The organism is Bradyrhizobium sp. ORS 375, assembly GCF_000239775.1.
In the GTDB taxonomy this organism is placed as follows: domain Bacteria; phylum Pseudomonadota; class Alphaproteobacteria; order Rhizobiales; family Xanthobacteraceae; genus Bradyrhizobium.
The window spans coordinates 1-15,879 of sequence record NZ_CAFI01000238.1; the positions used below are offsets into that span (position 1 = coordinate 1).

Genomic DNA, 15,879 nt, shown 5'->3' on the forward strand with positions numbered 1-15,879 from the left:
GGACACCAGCTTCGGGGTGTCAGGACGCTGCGACTTCGCGTCCGCAAGACATCGTTCGTCCGCGCCCCCGTGAGAGGACGCTGCGATCCTTGCGGCCACCGCATCCCCGCCTCGCGTGTCGTGACGATCGCGCGCTACGCCCCTTGCAGTGAGGCGGGTTGGGCAGGAGATAATCATCGTTTCCGATAAAGCGCAAGATATTTATTTTTTGAAGAAGCGGGCCGTGAGCTGACGCCGTGCCGCGGCGCAGGTTCGGCGTGTCTGTTTGGTGACCGCAGCGTTGAATCTTTTTCATTGCCCAGCGAATGCGGATGTAGATAATCTGAGATTGTGTTGCTTCGCCTTGCATCTTTTGTGTGCGGCGCGAACACATGTTACGCGACGACGAAGAGTTATCGATCAACGGCTCGGATCAACACGAGCTTCGCCAGAACAACATCATACAAGGGGAGGTGTGCATGACGAACGCTGTTGTCTCACGTCGTTCGCTGCTGGGTGTCGGCGCGGCCGCGGGGCTCTATGGATTGACGGGACTGGCCAGCTCTCCCGTCCTTGCCAAGGGCCCGTTCCTGAACACGCAGGCGCCGACCTTCTTCCGCTTCAAGCTCGGCGCGGCCGAGGCCACCATCATCTCGGACGGCATATTGCCGCTCGGCGATCCCCATGCGGCGTTCCTCGGAATTTCACCCGGCGATCTCGATGCGATGCTGACCAGCAACTTTCTGCCGGTCGGCGCGGCGACGCTGGAGCAGAACATCCTGGTGCTCAACACCGGCGACAAGATCATCATTTTCGACAACGGCATGGGCGTCTCGAAGCTGTTCGGCGACACCACCGGCAAGATGCTGATGACGTTGAAGCAGGCCGGCATCGAGGCCAAGGACGTCGATGCCCTGGTCATGACGCACGCCCATATCGACCATTGCGGCGGCGTGATCGGCCCCGACGGCAAGCCAAGCTTCCCCAATGCCGAGCTGTTCATTTCCGAGGCCGACTTCGCCTTCTGGACGGACGAGGCCAAGGTCGGCCCCAACTACAAGGCGTTCTACGAGCAGGCGGTGCGCAACCTCATGCCCGTCAAGGACCGCATCACCTTCTTCAAGGACGGCCAGGAGTTCCTGCCGGGCGTGCAGGCGATGTTCACGCCGGGTCACACGGTCGGGCACACCATTTTCCTGATCCAGTCGAGCAAGGACCAGCTGTGCTACATCGGCGACATCTCGCATCACCCGGTGCTCTTGATCGAGAAGCCGCTGATCGAGTTCGCCTACGACACCGATCCGAAGCAGGCCGCCAAGACCCGCGTCCGCGTGCTCGACATGCTCGCCGCCAACCGGACGCGGATTCTCGGCTATCACTTCCCGTGGCCGGGCATCGGACACATCGGCAAGGCCGGGGACGGCTTCCGCTACTTCCCGACGGCCGTACATACGATGGACGTGGCGCCGCTCTGACCGGCGGTTGACCGAACTCACCTCATGCGGCGGCCAGCGCATGCTGGCCACGCAGACGTGTTCTCTCGCCAGCGGGATGGACGGCCGATGCCGCCGCCGCTAGGTTCGCGTCTCGTCTCGTCGGGGAACATCATGCTCAAGCTCTATGTCGCGCCGGGCACCTGCGCGCTCGCCTCCCACATCGCGCTGGCCGAGACCGGCGCTGCCTACGCGGTCGAGAAGCTCAGCTTCAAGACCAACCAGCAGAACAGCCCCGAGTATCTTGCGGTCAATCCCAAGGGGCGGGTGCCGGCGCTGGTGACGGAGCAGGGCATCCTGACCGAGACCCCCGCGATGCTCGCCTATATCGCGCAGCGTTTCCCGCAGGCGCGGCTTGCACCGCTCGACGACATCTTCGCCTTCGCCGAGGTGCAGTCGTTCACCGCTTATCTCTGCTCGACGGTCCACATCGCCCACGCGCACAAGATGCGCGGCTATCGCTGGGCGACCGAGGAATCCTCCTTCGCCGACATGAAGAGGAAGGTGCCGGAGACAATGGGCGCCTGTTTCGCGCTGATCGAGGAGAAGATGCTGCGCGGTCCCTGGGTGATGGGTGAACAGTACACGATCGGCGATCCCTATCTGTTCACGATCGCGCAATGGCTGGAAGGCGACGGCGTCGACATCAATGCCTTCCCGAAGGTCGCCGCGCATTTCAAGCGCATGGCCGAACGGCCGGCCGTGCAGAAGGCGCTCGCCGAGGTCTCGGCCTGACGATCTCGTCCGCGGAATGCGCGCGCTGAACGGTGGCCGCATCGCCCGTTCATCTTCCTTTCGTTGCGCGTGGTGGTGCGCCGCCGAGCGCGCGCCCGGTCTCCAGCATCAGCGTGCGCAGCCAGATCGAGCCCGGCTCGACCTGGGCCCGCGTCGGATAGAACATGTATTGCTCGTCGATGCCGGGATCGAGCGGCGGCGTCACGGTTGCCAGCGACAACGGCCGCGCCAGTGCCGATATCAGGCGGCGCGGCACGAAGGCGACGAGATCGGTGCGCGCCGCGACATGCAGCGCCTCGATATAGCTCGGCACGACCAGCGCGATCCGCCGCTCCCAGCCCTTGCTGCGCAGCCAGTTGTCGATCAGGTCCTCGCTTTGGCCGCGCAGCACGACGGCGACATGCCGCGCCGACAGGAACGTCTCGCGCCTGGACAGACGTGAGCCGGCGGGATGACCGCGGCGCACTGCCAGCGCATCGCTGTCGGTGTAGAGCAGCTGGCGGTGAAAGCCTTTGAAGGCGTTGCCGATCGAGATCACCATGTCGATGGTGCGCGCGAACTCGGCATGGAAGATCGCAGGTCCTCGCCAGGGCACGACATCGATGCGCACATTGGGTGCGGCTCGAGTCACCTTGGCCATCAGGGACGGCATCAGCAGCTCGACTGCAAGATCGGGCATCATCAGCCGGAACTGGCGCTCGCTGCTGGCGGCGTCGAACACATCTGGCGTGAACAGGCCGCGCACCTGGTCCAGCGCCTGCGCCAGCGGCGCCTGCAGCGCAAGCGCCCGTGGGGTCAGCTCCATGCGCGCGCCCGTCCGCACCAGCAGGGGATCGCCGAGCAGATCGCGCAACCGCTGCAGCGCGTGGCTGGCCGCCGGCTGGGACAGGCCGATGCGCAACGCGGCCCGGCTGACGCTGCTTTCACGGAGCAGCGCGTCGAGCGCCACCAGCAGGTTGAGATCGAGCGCGGCTAAATTCATCAGGTGAATTGATATCATATTCCATATCGATTGGAAGAATGCGGAGTCGTGCCGCATGCTCCCTCGTGTCGCGCCAGATCGAGGAGACGATGTCATGACCGCCAGCGCCAACAAGCTATGGATGCAGGAACTGCTCGCGAAGGCCGCCGCCGGTGACCGCGCGGCCTATGTCGCGGCGATCGCCGACGACGTCACCATGGTGATCACAGGCCAATACTCGTGGTCACAGACGATCAGGGGAAAGGCTGCGCTGCTGCGCAATCTCCACGGCCACCTCGGCAGCCTGCTCGCGGAGGGACGCCGCACCATTCCGCTGCGCTTCATCGCCGAGGACGATGTCGTCGTCGTCGAAGGCAAGGGCGAGATGCGTACCAAAGCAGGGCAGGCCTACAACAACGACTATTGCCTGATCTTCCGGCTGCGCGAAGGGCGCATCGTCGAGATCCGCGAATATTGCGACTCGGCATTGACCGAAGCGGTGCTGGGACCCTTTCCGGCCTCGCTCAGGCGGGCCGGCTGATGCGCCATTGACCGAATGCGAGGGAGAAGCACCAGTGAGCACTGTGGAAGCCACCAGCCGTCACAACAAGCAGATCGTGCAGCACGTGTTCGATGCGCTGGCCAACAGCGACCCGCAGCCGCTGCTGGCGCATCTATCGGACGATTTCCGCTTCGTCATCATGGGCAGCGGATCGTGGTCGCGCAGCTTCGACGGCAAGGACACCGTCCTCGCCGAGTTGTTCGCACCGCTGCGGACGCGGCTCGGCCGCATCACCACGATTCCGCTGCGGCTGATCGCCGAAGGCGAATACGTGGTCGTCCAGGCCCACGGCCGCAACACGACCTCCGACGGCCGCGCCTACAACAACAGCTATTGCAACGTGCTCCGGCTGGCCGACGGCCGCATCACCGAATGGGTCGAGTACTGCGACACGCTGCTGATCGAGACCGTGCTGGGTCCGCCATCAGCCGTGACCTCCGGGAGTCGCTGAGACCATCGGAGGGAGGGGGGGGCCAAGCGGAACTTCGCCCGGAAGGCGAGGTTGGATCCGGAGTGAAAAAAAGGCCGCCGGCCCGGAACCCACCCGCTGCCGCGACGTTGCATGAGGCCGTGGCGCGCCTGCGGCCCATCCCCCTTGTTCTGAGCTCCTTGATGTCGCTGGCTGCCATTTCCGATGACCCATTTCGCGCCGTTGGCAGCGAGGGCATCCGCGAGAGATTGAAGGTCGCGACCTCTGCGGCCCACCACGCGCTGGACGAGCGCCTCGGCCGGTTCGACCTGACGACGACGGCGCATTATCGCCGCTTCCTGCAGGCGAGCGCGGCCGCTTTGCTGCCGCTGGAGCAGATGCTCGACCGCTGCGGCGCGGGTGCCGTGCTCGACGATTGGCCGCAGCGGCGGCGCTCGGATGCGATTCGCATCGATCTTGCCGATCTCGACGGTCACGACGTTCCGGTCGACGTGCCGGTGCCGACGCTGGATCGTCCCTCGGTCCTCGGCACGCTCTATGTCCTGGAGGGATCGCGGCTCGGAGCGGTCTATCTGCTGCGCATCGTGGCGGCCTCCGCTGATCCCCGCGTGCGGCGGGCGACACGCTATCTGCGTCATGGCGCGGGGCAGGGGCTGTGGCGCAGCTTCCTGTCACGACTCGCGGAAGAGCGGCTTGCGCCCGGCGAGGACGCCAGGGTGATTGCGAGTGCCCACGCCGCGTTCGCGATGTTTGCGACGGCGATGGCAGCAGCATGAACGAGCCCGTCAATCTCACCAATTGCGATCGCGAGCCGATCCATGTGCCCGGCCGCGTCCAGCCGTTCGGCTTCCTGCTGGCGCTGGTGTCCGACTTCACGATCTGCATGGCCTCGGAGAACGCGCCGGACTTTCTCGGCGGCGACCTGAGCTGGCTGCTGCACAAGCCGCTCGCGCTCGTCTTATCCGAGAGCGCCGCGACGGCGATCCGCGCGCGCGTGGACTATCTGAGCGGGCCCGATGCGGTCGAGCGCGTGTTCGGGGTCGATCTGCAGGGGCACGGCAAGCTGTTCGACCTCGCCATCCATTTTTCCAGCGCCTATCTGATTGTCGAGGCCGAGCCCAGCCTGATCGAGCCCGGCGTCAATTCGGGCGAGCTGGTGCGGCTGATGCTCGGCCGCATTCGCAAGACGACGGGAATGACGGACCTCGCGCAGGAGGCTGCGCGCCAGCTCAAGCTCTTGACCGGCTTTGACCGCGTGATGGTCTATCGCTTTCATCCGGATGGTTCGGGCGAGGTCATCGCGGAGACGGCGGGCTCCGGCCTCGAGCCCTTTCTCGGATTGCACTATCCCGCCTCCGATATTCCGCGGCAGGCGCGGCAGCTGTATCAACGCAACTGGCTGCGCATCATCGCCGACATCAACGCCGCGCCGTCGCCGGTGATGTCGAGCCCGACGCACAATGCCGGCCTGCTCGATTTGTCGATGAGCGTGCTGCGCGCGGTCTCGCCCGTTCACATCGAATATCTGCGCAACATGGGCGTCGCGGCGTCGATGTCGGTCTCGATCCTGCGCGACGGCAAACTGTGGGGGCTGTTCGCCTGCCACCATTATTCGCCGCGCCATCTGTCGTTCGAGAAGCGGACCGCGGCCGAGCTGTTCGGCCAGATGTATTCCTGGCTGCTCGAGGCGCGCGAGCGCGAGACCGACGTCGCCTATGAGAACCGCGCCCACCAGATCCAGGAGCGGCTGATCGAGCGCGCGGCGGCGCAGGCGCACAGCAAGCGCGCGATTCTGGAGTTCGTCGCCGACTATCGCGAGATGATCGAGTGCGACGGCCTTGCGGTATGGTCGGACGACGAGATCACGCTCGACGGGGAGACACCGACCGCGGAGGAGGTGCAGGACCTCATCGGCTTCATCAACCGGACGTCGCCGGGACGCATCTGCGCCAGCGCCGAGATCGCCAAGATCTACGCCGCCGGCGAGGCGTTCCGCGATCGTGCCGCGGGCTTCCTGGCGATCCCGATCTCGCGCACGCCGCGCGACTGCCTGATCTTCTTCCGCCGCGAGGTGCTGCGCTCGGTGAAGTGGGCGGGCGACCCCAACAAGACCTATGCCGAGGGGCCGCTCGGCGCCCGGCTGACGCCGCGCAAGAGCTTCGAGCTGTGGCAGCAGACGGTGGCCGGACAATCGAAGCCATGGACGACGGCTGACTTACGCATCGCCGAGAGCCTGCGCGTCACGCTTCTGGAAGTGATCCTGCAATTGTCCGAGCTCGCCGCGCGCGAGCGCCGCGGCGCGCAGGAGCGGCAGGAGCTGATGATCGCCGAGCTCAATCACCGTGTCCGCAACATCCTGAGTCTCGTGCGCGGCCTGGTCGCGCAGAGCAAGGACACGGCGACGTCGGTCGAGGAGTTCGCGTCCGTGCTCGGCGGCCGCATCCAGGCGCTGGCGCGGGCGCACGACCAGATCACCAATCTGAACTGGGCGCCCGTGGCGCTGCGCCATCTGCTGGAGTCGGAGGCGGGGGCCTATCTCGGCGCGCGGGCCGGGCGTGTCAGGATGGAAGGTCCAGATGTTGCGCTCGACCCGAAGGCGTTCGCGACGCTCGCGCTCGTCGTGCACGAGATGATGACCAACTCGGCGAAATATGGCGCGCTCGCCGATTCCACCGGACAGGTCCAGGTGATCTGGAGGCTCGATCCGGGATCGAGCCTCGTGATCGACTGGAAGGAAAGCGGCGGGCCACCGGTGCAGCCGCCGTCGCGGCGCGGCTTCGGCACCACGATCATCGAGCGCTCGGTGCCGTTCGATCTGAAGGGCGATGCCGAGATCCGCTTCGACCTGCTCGGCGTGCAGGCGCGCTTCGTGATCCCCGCCAATTTCGTGCAGATGGTCCCGGCGCTGACCGGCGCGCCGTCGCGTCATCAGGCCAAGGATGAGCAGATGCCGCAGCTCTCCGGCACCGCGCTCATCGTCGAGGACAATCTGATCATCGCGATGGGCGCCGAAGTGATCCTGCTCGAGCTCGGCGCACGCCATGTCGACACGGCCGCCTCAGTGAACCAGGCGCTCAAGTCGATCGAGCGCGCGGTGCCGAGCTTCGCCCTGCTCGACATCAACCTGGGCGCGGAGAGCAGCCTTCCCGTCGGGCACAGGTTGAAGGAGCTCGGCGTGCCCTTCATGTTCGCCACCGGCTATGGCGAGCGCGCGCCGATTCCGGAAGAGCTGTCGGCGGCGCCTGTGATTCAGAAGCCGTACACGCGCGAGCTGGTCGAGAGGGCGCTGTCGAAGATGATGAAGCAGGCTGCGCTGGGTCGCGATCCCGCTCGGTAGCTTGGTCATTGTCCGAACGCTTCGCAATACAATGAGCGCGATGGCCGTGCTGATGGCCGCAGCCACCTCGTCTGCCATTGTGCCAATCAACCTTGGCGCGGAGATTTGTCCGCGTGTAGTCGAAGGTTGAACGATTGCCTTCGTCGCGCATAGTTGCGGTCGATCATTGCGAGCGCGAGCTGCTTGCGATGGTTGGCGTGCATAATTTTCCTGTGCGCGCCGTCTCACATCCGCGTGTTGTCGCGATCGCGACGTCGCCGATGAAGCGCCGCATCTGCGGCTATTCCCGCTGTTGCTGCGACAAAACAGCCCGAAAAAATTAGAACGCATCCAAAGGACACCGTCGTTCTAACATTGTTTCGACAAATGGAACCTGAGCAGCCTTATTCCGAACGAAGTCATCGCCGAAACGGCGCATCGGGGGCGCGTTGAATCGTCGGAGGTCTGATGACGAATCGAACGGCGAGTTTGTTGCCGTGTGTTGCTGCCGCTGCGCTGGCGGGAGCGGCTGCGGTGGCAATCGAGTTTAAACCGGCATCGGCTGCTGACGAATGCCTTGCGAAGCCTGGGGGGACTCCGGCAGGGAAGCATTGGTTCTATCGCGTCGATCGTACGACGAAGAAGCAGTGCTGGTATCTGCGCGACGATGATCGCGCTTCGCAGGGCGCCTCGCTCGTCACCCGCAAGCTGGCCTCGCATCGGGATCGCACGACGCTGTCGTCGTCCGCGGCCGATGCGCGTGCGGAAATCCAATCGTCTCAATCCGCCGACGACATGAAGACCGCGCCTGCGGTCCCGAGCGCGGGCGCACGCGCGTCCGGCGTGTTCCCGCCGGTCGCCGCGTTTCCGGCCGTCGCGGCGCCGGCGGCAGCGCCGTCCAGCGCGATGGCTCCGGCAGGTCCTGAGCCGTTGAGCTCGGCGCCGGTGGTCGACACGGCGGAGGCCGTTGCGAGCGATTCCGCCGTTGCGACGCGTTGGCCGGATTCGTCCGGCACGCTGCAGACGCAGCCCGCGCCGCCGCCGCGTCCATCAACCATGACGCTCGCCGCGGCCTCGAGCGATGCAGCACCAGCCGAGACGGCCGCGTCCGTCATGGCATCGCCGGCGGTCGCCGACGTCGCTCCGCTCACCTCCGTGGGCGGCGTGCCGGACGATGCGGCGCGGACCCGGCTGTTCGCCTTCCTCGGCGCGGTCGCGGTGGCCGGTTTCTCCACGAGCGTGCTGCTGGCGCGGGCCCGAGCGAAACGGCAATTGCGCATCGAGCCGGCCGCGGCGCGGTACGTCTCGCGCTGGCCGACCGAGCCGGAGCTCGACCGCATGCACCTGCCGCCGGTGGACGACTTCCATCCGACGTCCGCGATGCGCCGCGAGCCGCAGCGCGCGGCGCAGCTGTCGGTGGTGCCGCGCGACGATGTGCGCTACGACGATCAATACGAGGTCGAGGACCTCCTGGCGCGCTATTCCGGACAGGGACGCCGCAGGTCGTAACGCCTCAGGCGGCGGTCATCTCGGAGCGGATCTCGGCGCGCAATTCGTCGATCAGCTTCAGGCCGCCCTTGGTTTCGACGTGCCAGAACGTCCAGCCGTTGCAGGCCGGCAGCCCCTGGGCGACCGCGCCGATGCGGTGGATCGAGCCGACCTTGTCGCCGAGCATGATGGCGCCATCGGCGCGCACCAGCGCGCCGTAACGCCGCTTGGAGTCGACGAGCTTGGCGCCGGGCGCGATCATGCCGCGCTCGATCAATTCAGAGAACGCCACCCGCGGCGCCTCGCGCGCCGTCATGAACGGTGCGAGCGTCTCCGCCGGGAGAGGCTCGACCGCCGCGATGCGTCGTTCTGCCGCTTCCGCATAGACCTTGTCACGCTCGAAGCCGATGTAGCGGCGCCCGAGGCGTTTTGCCACGGCGCCGGTCGTACCCGTCCCGTTGAACGGATCGATCACCAGATCGCCCTGCTTCGATGACGACAGCAGCACCCGGGCCAGCAGGCCTTCCGGCTTCTGCGTCGGATGAACCTTCTTGCCGTCGCCGTCCTTCAGCCGCTCCTCGCCGGTGCACAGCGGGATCAGCCAGTCCGAGCGCGCCTGCACGTCCTCGTTGGACGCCTTCAGCGCTTCGTAGTTGAAGGTGTAGCCCTTCGCCTTCTCGTCGCGCGCGGCCCAGATCATGGTCTCATGCGCGTTGGTGAACCGGCGGCCGCGGAAGTTCGGCATCGGATTCGACTTGCGCCAGACGATGTCGTTGAGGATCCAGAAGCCGAGATCCTGCATGATCGCGCCGACGCGGAAGATGTTGTGATAGGAGCCGATCACCCAGATCGTCGCGCTCGGCTTCATCGCGCGCCGCGCGGCGAGCAGCCAGGCGCGCGTGAAGTCGTCATACGCGGCGAACGAGGAGAACTTGTCCCAATCGTCGTTGACCGCATCGACCTGCGATTCGTCGGGACGTTTGAGCTCACCCTTGAGCTGCAGATTGTAGGGCGGATCTGCGAACACCAGGTCGACGGATGCGGCTGGCAGTTTCGACATCTCGGCGACGCAGTCGCCGACGATGATTCGGTGCTCTTCAAGAGCCTGGAATTTAGTGCGGGGCGCCCTTGCAGACGCCCCGCGACGCGACTCAACCATGACTCAAGAACTCTGACTCAGGCGACGCTGTCGGCGACGCGGGACCTAACAACCGACTGCCCACACATTGACCCGGCAAAGTAAAAATGGACTTAACCGGGAAAATTATTCGCATCTCAGCAAGCATGTTCATCACGCGCACCGGTGCGTCGCGAGGCCTTCGTTCATGCGTCGCGCTCGTGGTACAACGCAGCGATGCGAGTGGCTTTTCTCGTGCCTGCGGGCATCTGAGCAGGGCTGGCGGTCCGGGGCGTGCGCGCGGATTTTTTGCGCCACGCTAGGCAAAATTTGCCGGCCGGGTTATTGATTAACACAGTGGAAATTTTACCTGTTTGCCGCGTTGGGATTTTCGCGCAGAGCCGCGCAAGGACAGTGAGGAAAGGCCGCCATGCGTTACGATGATTTCCGTCGCAGCGACGACATCGACGACCGTCGCGACGAAGGCGGCGGGATGGGCGGCGGTATGGGTCTGCCGATCGGCGGCGGCGGGCTCGGCATCGGCACCATCATCGTGCTCGGCCTGATCGGCTACGCCTTCGGCATCGACCCGCGCATCCTGATCGGCGGCGCCGAGATGATCAGCCATGGCGGCGCGCCGTCCTATCAGACCGAGCGGCGCTCGGCGGGCAAGACCGGCGCGCCGAAGGACGAGATGGGCGACATGATCGCCGGCGTGCTCGGCGAGATCGACGATCGCTGGAGCGAGATCTTCCAGGCCTCGGGCCAGAATTACACCGGACCGAAGATCGTGCTGTTCCGCAACAGCACCAATGGCGGCCGCTGCGGCATGGCGCAGTCGGCGATGGGGCCGTTCTATTGTCCGCCTGACCGGCAGATCTTCCTCGACACGGGATTCTTCCGCGAGGTCGAGACCCGCTTCCGCGGCTGCTCGGGCAACGCCTGCAAGTTCACTGCGGCCTACATCATCGCGCATGAGGCTGGCCACCACGTCCAGAACCTGCTCGGCATCCTGCCGCGTGTGACGCGGATGCAGCAGCAGGTCGGCAGCAAGGCCGAAGCCAACGCGCTGCAGGTCAAGGTCGAGCTGCAGGCCGACTGCCTGTCCGGCGTCTGGGTCAATCGTGAGGAGAAGAAGCGTCCAGGCTTCCTCGAGGAGGGCGATATCGACGCTGCGCTGACGACGGCCTCCGCGATCGGCGACGACACTCTGCAGCGCAAGGCGACGGGCCGCGTGGTGCCGGATTCGTTCACCCATGGCTCGGCCGCGCAGCGCAAGCGCTGGTTCATGATCGGCTATCAGCAGGGCTCCGTGCAGGCCTGCAATACGTTCGCCGCGAACGCGCAGTTGTAAGGGCGGTGTTGAAATGGCGATCGACGAGAGCAAGAGCTTCATCCCCCTCAACATCGCGGTGCTCACGGTGTCCGACACGCGCTCGCTGGCCGACGACAAATCAGGCAACACCTTGGCCGATCGCCTGACCGCAGCGGGCCATAGGCTCGCGGCGCGCGACATCGTCACCGACGATGTCGAGAAGATTCGCGCCGTGGTGAAGGCATGGATCGCCGATCCCGGCGTCGACGTCGTCATCACCACCGGCGGCACCGGCTTCACCGGCCGCGACGTCACGCCGGAGGCGATCGAGCCGCTGTTCGAGAAGCGCATGGACGGCTTCTCGATCGCCTTCCATTTGCTGAGCCACGCCAAGATCGGCACGTCGACGATCCAGAGCCGGGCGACCGCCGGCGTGGCCGGCGCGACCTACATCTTCTGCCTGCCGGGCTCGCCGGGCGCCTGCCGCGACGGCTGGGACGGCATCCTTGCTGCCCAGCTCGACTACCGCACGCGGCCGTGCAATTTCGTCGAGATCATGCCGCGGCTCGACGAGCATCTGCGCCGGCCGAAGGCGCAGGGCGCAACGGCTTAGTGGGCGGTCGACTACGTCATTCCGGGGCGATCGTCAGACGCAGCCGCGTCTGACGATTGAACCCGGAATCGCTGGCTATGGCCGCGGGCAAGACAATCTCGGGATTCCGGGTTCAAGGCCTGCGGCCTTGCCCCGGAATGACCCCCGAGGGTGGGCCAGTGAGATGGGCAGGCACGACGCATGAGCTGCTTGCACCTCACGCCTCACTTCGCCGGGACGATCAAGAAGCCGCCGCCGCCTTCGATCGCCGCGCCGATGCTGGCGGCGATTATTCCCGCGCGGGCCGACCACTACTCGGTAGGTCTTGCCGGGCACAGCGCGCCAGCAGCGTGGCTACAGCTCGAGCCGCCACGTCTCGCCCATGAGCTGGACGCCGAACGACGCATGCGGTTCCTCGGCGATCTTGCGGAAGCCGGCGCGCGCATAGATGTCACGCGCCGCCGTCAGAATGCTCTGGGTCCACAGCTCGATCGTCTTGTAGTGGGTCTCGCGCGCGAAGCGGATGCATTGTTCGGTCAGGGCCCGTCCGACGCCGAGCCCGCGAGCCTTCTTCTCCACCAGCAGCAGCCGCAGCTTGGCGACATCGTCGCTGCCCTTGACCAGGAAGATCGAGCCCACCGGCTCGCCAGCGAGCTCCGCGATCCAGCAATGCTCGCGCGCCGGGTCATAGTTGCGGATGAATAGCGCGCCGATCTCCGCGACCAGCGCTTCGAAGCCGGCGTTCCAGCCATATTCCTCGGCGTAGACGGCGCCATGCCGCGCGATCACCCAGCCGATGTCGCCGGGGCGATGGCTGCGCAGCAGCACCGGCGAGCGTTGCGGCTGCGCCGGCTCCAGCGCGGTCTCGATGGTCGCCATCGCCCCGACCAGCCGATCGCGAAGCTCCGGCGCGAGCGGCGCGAGCATGGCCGCGATCTCCCTCTGCGAACTGCGGTCGAGCTTGGCGAAAGCCTGCCGTCCCTTTGCCGTGAGGCTGAGCTGCTGCTGCCGGCGATCGGAGGGCAGGGGCGTGCGGCTGATCAGGCCCTTTTCGTCGAAGCTCTGGACGATGCGGCTGAGATAGCCGGCATCGAGGCCGAGCGAGACGCCGATCTCCTTGGCCGAAATTGCCTCGTGCTGGGCGAGCTCATACAGCACGCGTGCTTCCGCGAGCGAGAACGGACTGTCCAGCAGATGCTGGTCGAGCGCGCCGAGCTTGCGCGTGTAGAAGCGGTTGAAGGCGCGGACGGCCGCGACCTGGCTGTCGGACGGAGCAGGGATCATGGGGGCACCTCGTATGCTTGCCAATATCAACCAATCTGTTGACTTTGGCAAGTATATCCGGGCTACACCATCACGATCCGGCTGCGCAGCATGGTGCGGGAGGAACGGCCGAGCTGGCGCAGCAGCCGGGTTTCCGCGCGCTTGACGTCCGGCCTGTAGCCGCCGACCTGCCGGTAGTGCTCCCTTGCGATCAGCAGGCCCTGGTCGCCGAGCGGTCCGATCAGGGCGCGGGTCACCGACCGCAGCCGGTCGCGCAGACTGACGGCGGCGTAGGGCGAGCGGGCGTAGCGGAAAACGCCGGCGAGCGGACGTCCGGCCGCGCCGACGCTCTGGACGAATTGCATGGTCTCGTCGATCCAGCCCGGATCGAGCACTGCGCCCGCCGGCAGGAACATCAGCCAGGGCGCCCGCGCCTTGGCCGCGCCGGCGGCGAGCGCCGCGGCGTGGGAGCCTTCGAACTTCATGAAATGGCAGCCGGCGACATCGGCGACCCGCTCGATCACGCTGGAATCCGGGGAGCGGTCGACGAGCAGAACCTCGGTGACCACGCCCGCCGCGGCGCCCGGCACCAGCGCGGACAAGGTCGCTACAGCAGTCTGCTCGACGCCCTCGGTCGGGATGATCACGCTCAGCATGAACCTGGCATCTTCGTTGACGGTGCCTCCGGTTCCCTTGTTATCATCTTGTCATACCCAAAACAGCCCGCTGCACTGCGGAATTTTGCGGCAGGGAGCGTGAGCCGCACCGTGCGGGCGGCTTGCGTTCGGGCAACGCACGACGGGCTGGCAGGGTGTCTCCAGCCCGCGCTTTTCTCCGCCGCTCAGTCGCCGGCCTGGGCCGGCGTTGTCCCGCCCGTGCTGTTCGGCCAGACCCAGTCCCGGATCTCCGGCATGTCCTCGCCATGCGTGCGGATGTAGCGGGCGTGCTCGATCAGCGCGTCGCGGAATTTCTGCTTCACATGCGCGGCCGAGACGCTGAGCCCAGGCACGCGCTCGATCGCCTCGATCGCGAGATGGAAGCGATCGAGCTCGTTGAGCACGACCATGTCGAACGGCGTCGTCGTCGTGCCTTCCTCGATGAAGCCGCGGACATGCATGCCGGCATGGTTGGTGCGGCTGTAGGTCAGCCGGTGGATCAGATACGGATAGCCGTGATAGGCGAAGATGACCGGCTTATCGGTCGTGAACAGGCTGTCGAAGTCGCGATCGCTGAGGCCGTGCGGATGCTCGGTGTCAGGCTGCAGGGTCATCAGGTCGACGACGTTGACGACGCGGATTTTCAGGTCCGGCAACTCCCTGCGCAGGAGATCGACGGCCGCGAGCGTCTCCAGGGTGGGAACGTCGCCGGCGCAGGCCATGACGACATCGGGCCCCTCGTCGGCGGGCTCGGTGCCCGCCCACGACCAGATGCCGATGCCGGCGTCGCAATGAACGGCGGCCTGCTTCATCGACAGGAATTGCGGCGCAGGCTGCTTGCCGGCAACGATGACGTTGATGCGGTTGTAGGTGCGCAGGCAGTGATCGGCGATCCACAACAGCGTGTTGGCGTCCGGCGGAAAGTAGATGCGGACGATGTCGGCCTTCTTGTTCGCGACGAGGTCGACGAAGCCGGGGTCCTGGTGACTGAACCCGTTATGGTCCTGCCGCCAGACATGGGATGTCAGCAGATAGTTCAGTGACGCGATGGGGCGGCGCCACGGCAGCTCGCGCGACACCTTCAGCCATTTGGCGTGCTGGTTGAACATCGAATCCACGATGTGGATGAAGGCCTCGTAGCAGGAGAACAGGCCGTGTCGGCCGGTGAGCAGATAGCCTTCCAGCCAGCCCTGGCAGAGATGCTCGCTCAACACCTCCATGACGCGGCCGTCATGCGCGAGATGCACGTCGTAGGGCTCGATGCCTTCCATCCACACGCGCTCGGTGACGTCGAACACGGCGTCGAGCCTGTTCGAGGCGGTCTCGTCGGGGCCCATGATGCGGAAGTTTCTGGTGTCGGCATTCAGCCTGACGACCTCGCGCAGGAATTTTCCGAGCTCGCGGGTGGCTTCCGTGATGGTCTCGCCAGGTGAGCGCACCTCGACGGCGAAGGCGCGATAGTCGGGCAGCTTCAGCTCGCGCTTCAGCAGCCCGCCATTGGCATGCGGATTGGCGCCCATGCGCCGCGTCCCCTTCGGTGCCAAGGCCTGCAGCTCCGGCACGAGACGGCCCTGCGCATCGAACAGCGTCTCCGGCTGATAGCTCTTCATCCAGGCTTCGAGCAAAGCGAGGTGCTCCGGCTTTGCCCGCGGGTTCGATATCGGCACCTGATGTGCGCGCCAGAAACCTTCGACCTTGAGGCCGTCGACCTCCTTCGGTCCGGTCCAGCCTTTCGGACTGCGCAGCACGATCATCGGCCAGCGCGGCCGCTGGACCACCGCATCCGGCTGCCGCGCGTTCTGCTGGATCGAGCGGATGCTGGCCAGCGCGACATCGAGCGCGTCCGCCATCTGCCGGTGCATCGCTTTGGGCTCGTCACCTTCGACGAACAGCGGCGCATAGCCATAGCCTTCGAACAGGCATTTGAGCTCGGCGTCGCCCATGCGGCCCAGCACGGTGGGATTGGCGATCT

Annotated in this window: 14 protein-coding genes; 9 read left to right on the forward strand and 5 right to left on the reverse strand. The window is 65.9% G+C overall.

The window, feature by feature from the left end:
* Window positions 1-458 precede the first annotated feature (458 nt).
* Together BRAO375_RS18940 and BRAO375_RS18945 are read left to right on the forward strand one after the other, a co-directional pair.
* The gene (locus BRAO375_RS18940; protein ID WP_009029068.1) at window positions 459-1,454 is read left to right on the forward strand and encodes an MBL fold metallo-hydrolase; all 996 of its coding nucleotides are present in this window, start codon (window positions 459-461) and stop codon (window positions 1,452-1,454) included.
* Window positions 1,455-1,586: 132 nt separating this feature from the next.
* The gene (locus BRAO375_RS18945) at window positions 1,587-2,207 is read left to right on the forward strand and encodes a glutathione S-transferase family protein (RefSeq protein ID WP_009029069.1); all 621 of its coding nucleotides are present in this window, start codon (window positions 1,587-1,589) and stop codon (window positions 2,205-2,207) included.
* A gap of 49 nt (window positions 2,208-2,256) precedes the next feature.
* Here BRAO375_RS18945 and BRAO375_RS18950 read toward each other — a convergent pair whose 3' ends face one another.
* On the reverse strand, window positions 2,257-3,189 hold the full coding sequence (locus tag BRAO375_RS18950; RefSeq protein ID WP_009029070.1) for a LysR family transcriptional regulator: 933 nt from the start codon (window positions 3,187-3,189) through the stop codon (window positions 2,257-2,259).
* Window positions 3,190-3,283: 94 nt separating this feature from the next.
* On the opposite strand from BRAO375_RS18950, the gene BRAO375_RS18955 reads away from it, so the two are divergent.
* The 5 genes from BRAO375_RS18955 to BRAO375_RS18975 all read left to right on the forward strand — a co-directional run bounded on the left by BRAO375_RS18955 (window position 3,284) and on the right by BRAO375_RS18975 (window position 8,985).
* On the forward strand, window positions 3,284-3,709 hold the full coding sequence (locus BRAO375_RS18955; RefSeq protein WP_009029071.1) for a nuclear transport factor 2 family protein: 426 nt from the start codon (window positions 3,284-3,286) through the stop codon (window positions 3,707-3,709).
* Between the two features lie 34 nt (window positions 3,710-3,743).
* The gene (locus BRAO375_RS18960) at window positions 3,744-4,181 is read left to right on the forward strand and encodes a nuclear transport factor 2 family protein (protein WP_009029072.1); all 438 of its coding nucleotides are present in this window, start codon (window positions 3,744-3,746) and stop codon (window positions 4,179-4,181) included.
* A gap of 161 nt (window positions 4,182-4,342) precedes the next feature.
* Window positions 4,343-4,936, forward strand: coding sequence for a biliverdin-producing heme oxygenase (locus BRAO375_RS18965; protein ID WP_035641129.1), 594 nt, complete (start codon window positions 4,343-4,345; stop codon window positions 4,934-4,936).
* A complete protein-coding gene (locus BRAO375_RS18970) occupies window positions 4,933-7,497 on the forward strand; it encodes an HWE histidine kinase domain-containing protein (RefSeq protein WP_009029074.1) in 2,565 nt (854 codons plus the stop codon). The genes BRAO375_RS18965 and BRAO375_RS18970 overlap by 4 nt, the downstream gene beginning before the upstream one ends.
* Window positions 7,498-7,944: 447 nt before the next feature.
* Window positions 7,945-8,985 (forward strand): hypothetical protein, encoded by a 1,041-nt coding sequence (locus BRAO375_RS18975; RefSeq protein ID WP_009029075.1) that lies wholly within the window; start codon window positions 7,945-7,947, stop codon window positions 8,983-8,985.
* Window positions 8,986-8,989: 4 nt separating this feature from the next.
* On the opposite strand, the gene BRAO375_RS18980 is transcribed toward BRAO375_RS18975, so the two are convergent.
* The gene (locus BRAO375_RS18980) at window positions 8,990-10,123 is read right to left on the reverse strand and encodes a site-specific DNA-methyltransferase (RefSeq protein ID WP_083842501.1); all 1,134 of its coding nucleotides are present in this window, start codon (window positions 10,121-10,123) and stop codon (window positions 8,990-8,992) included.
* A gap of 388 nt (window positions 10,124-10,511) precedes the next feature.
* On the opposite strand from BRAO375_RS18980, the gene ypfJ reads away from it, so the two are divergent.
* Together ypfJ and moaB are read left to right on the forward strand one after the other, a co-directional pair.
* Window positions 10,512-11,435: a KPN_02809 family neutral zinc metallopeptidase gene (gene ypfJ / locus BRAO375_RS18985; protein WP_035641133.1), complete on the forward strand. Its 924-nt coding sequence runs from the start codon at window positions 10,512-10,514 to the stop codon at window positions 11,433-11,435.
* Between the two features lie 13 nt (window positions 11,436-11,448).
* Window positions 11,449-12,009, forward strand: coding sequence for a molybdenum cofactor biosynthesis protein B (gene moaB, locus BRAO375_RS18990; protein WP_009029079.1), 561 nt, complete (start codon window positions 11,449-11,451; stop codon window positions 12,007-12,009).
* Window positions 12,010-12,342: 333 nt separating this feature from the next.
* On the opposite strand, the gene BRAO375_RS18995 is transcribed toward moaB, so the two are convergent.
* The 3 genes from BRAO375_RS18995 to BRAO375_RS19005 all read right to left on the reverse strand — a co-directional run.
* Window positions 12,343-13,272: a bifunctional helix-turn-helix transcriptional regulator/GNAT family N-acetyltransferase gene (locus BRAO375_RS18995; RefSeq protein ID WP_009029080.1), complete on the reverse strand. Its 930-nt coding sequence runs from the start codon at window positions 13,270-13,272 to the stop codon at window positions 12,343-12,345.
* Between the two features lie 62 nt (window positions 13,273-13,334).
* On the reverse strand, window positions 13,335-13,907 hold the full coding sequence (locus BRAO375_RS19000) for a glycosyl transferase (RefSeq protein ID WP_009029081.1): 573 nt from the start codon (window positions 13,905-13,907) through the stop codon (window positions 13,335-13,337).
* Window positions 13,908-14,092: 185 nt separating this feature from the next.
* A partial coding sequence (locus BRAO375_RS19005; RefSeq protein WP_035641136.1) for a phosphoketolase family protein occupies window positions 14,093-15,879 on the reverse strand: 1,787 nt, incomplete at its 5' end.

What these genes read in the sequence shown, in the direction of transcription:
- BRAO375_RS18965 (WP_035641129.1), top strand. Translation starts at nt 4,343, where the DNA reads ATGTCGCTGGCTGCCATTTCCGATGACCCATTTCGCGCCGTTGGCAGC.
- BRAO375_RS18950 (WP_009029070.1), bottom strand. Translation starts at nt 3,189, where the DNA reads ATGAATTTAGCCGCGCTCGATCTCAACCTGCTGGTGGCGCTCGACGCG.
- BRAO375_RS18975 (WP_009029075.1), top strand. Translation starts at nt 7,945, where the DNA reads ATGACGAATCGAACGGCGAGTTTGTTGCCGTGTGTTGCTGCCGCTGCG.
- BRAO375_RS18995 (WP_009029080.1), bottom strand. Translation starts at nt 13,272, where the DNA reads ATGATCCCTGCTCCGTCCGACAGCCAGGTCGCGGCCGTCCGCGCCTTC.
- BRAO375_RS18980 (WP_083842501.1), bottom strand. Translation starts at nt 10,123, where the DNA reads ATGGTTGAGTCGCGTCGCGGGGCGTCTGCAAGGGCGCCCCGCACTAAA.
- BRAO375_RS18970 (WP_009029074.1), top strand. Translation starts at nt 4,933, where the DNA reads ATGAACGAGCCCGTCAATCTCACCAATTGCGATCGCGAGCCGATCCAT.
- BRAO375_RS18955 (WP_009029071.1), top strand. Translation starts at nt 3,284, where the DNA reads ATGACCGCCAGCGCCAACAAGCTATGGATGCAGGAACTGCTCGCGAAG.
- moaB (WP_009029079.1), top strand. Translation starts at nt 11,449, where the DNA reads ATGGCGATCGACGAGAGCAAGAGCTTCATCCCCCTCAACATCGCGGTG.
- BRAO375_RS19000 (WP_009029081.1), bottom strand. Translation starts at nt 13,907, where the DNA reads ATGCTGAGCGTGATCATCCCGACCGAGGGCGTCGAGCAGACTGCTGTA.
- BRAO375_RS18940 (WP_009029068.1), top strand. Translation starts at nt 459, where the DNA reads ATGACGAACGCTGTTGTCTCACGTCGTTCGCTGCTGGGTGTCGGCGCG.
- BRAO375_RS18945 (WP_009029069.1), top strand. Translation starts at nt 1,587, where the DNA reads ATGCTCAAGCTCTATGTCGCGCCGGGCACCTGCGCGCTCGCCTCCCAC.
- ypfJ (WP_035641133.1), top strand. Translation starts at nt 10,512, where the DNA reads ATGCGTTACGATGATTTCCGTCGCAGCGACGACATCGACGACCGTCGC.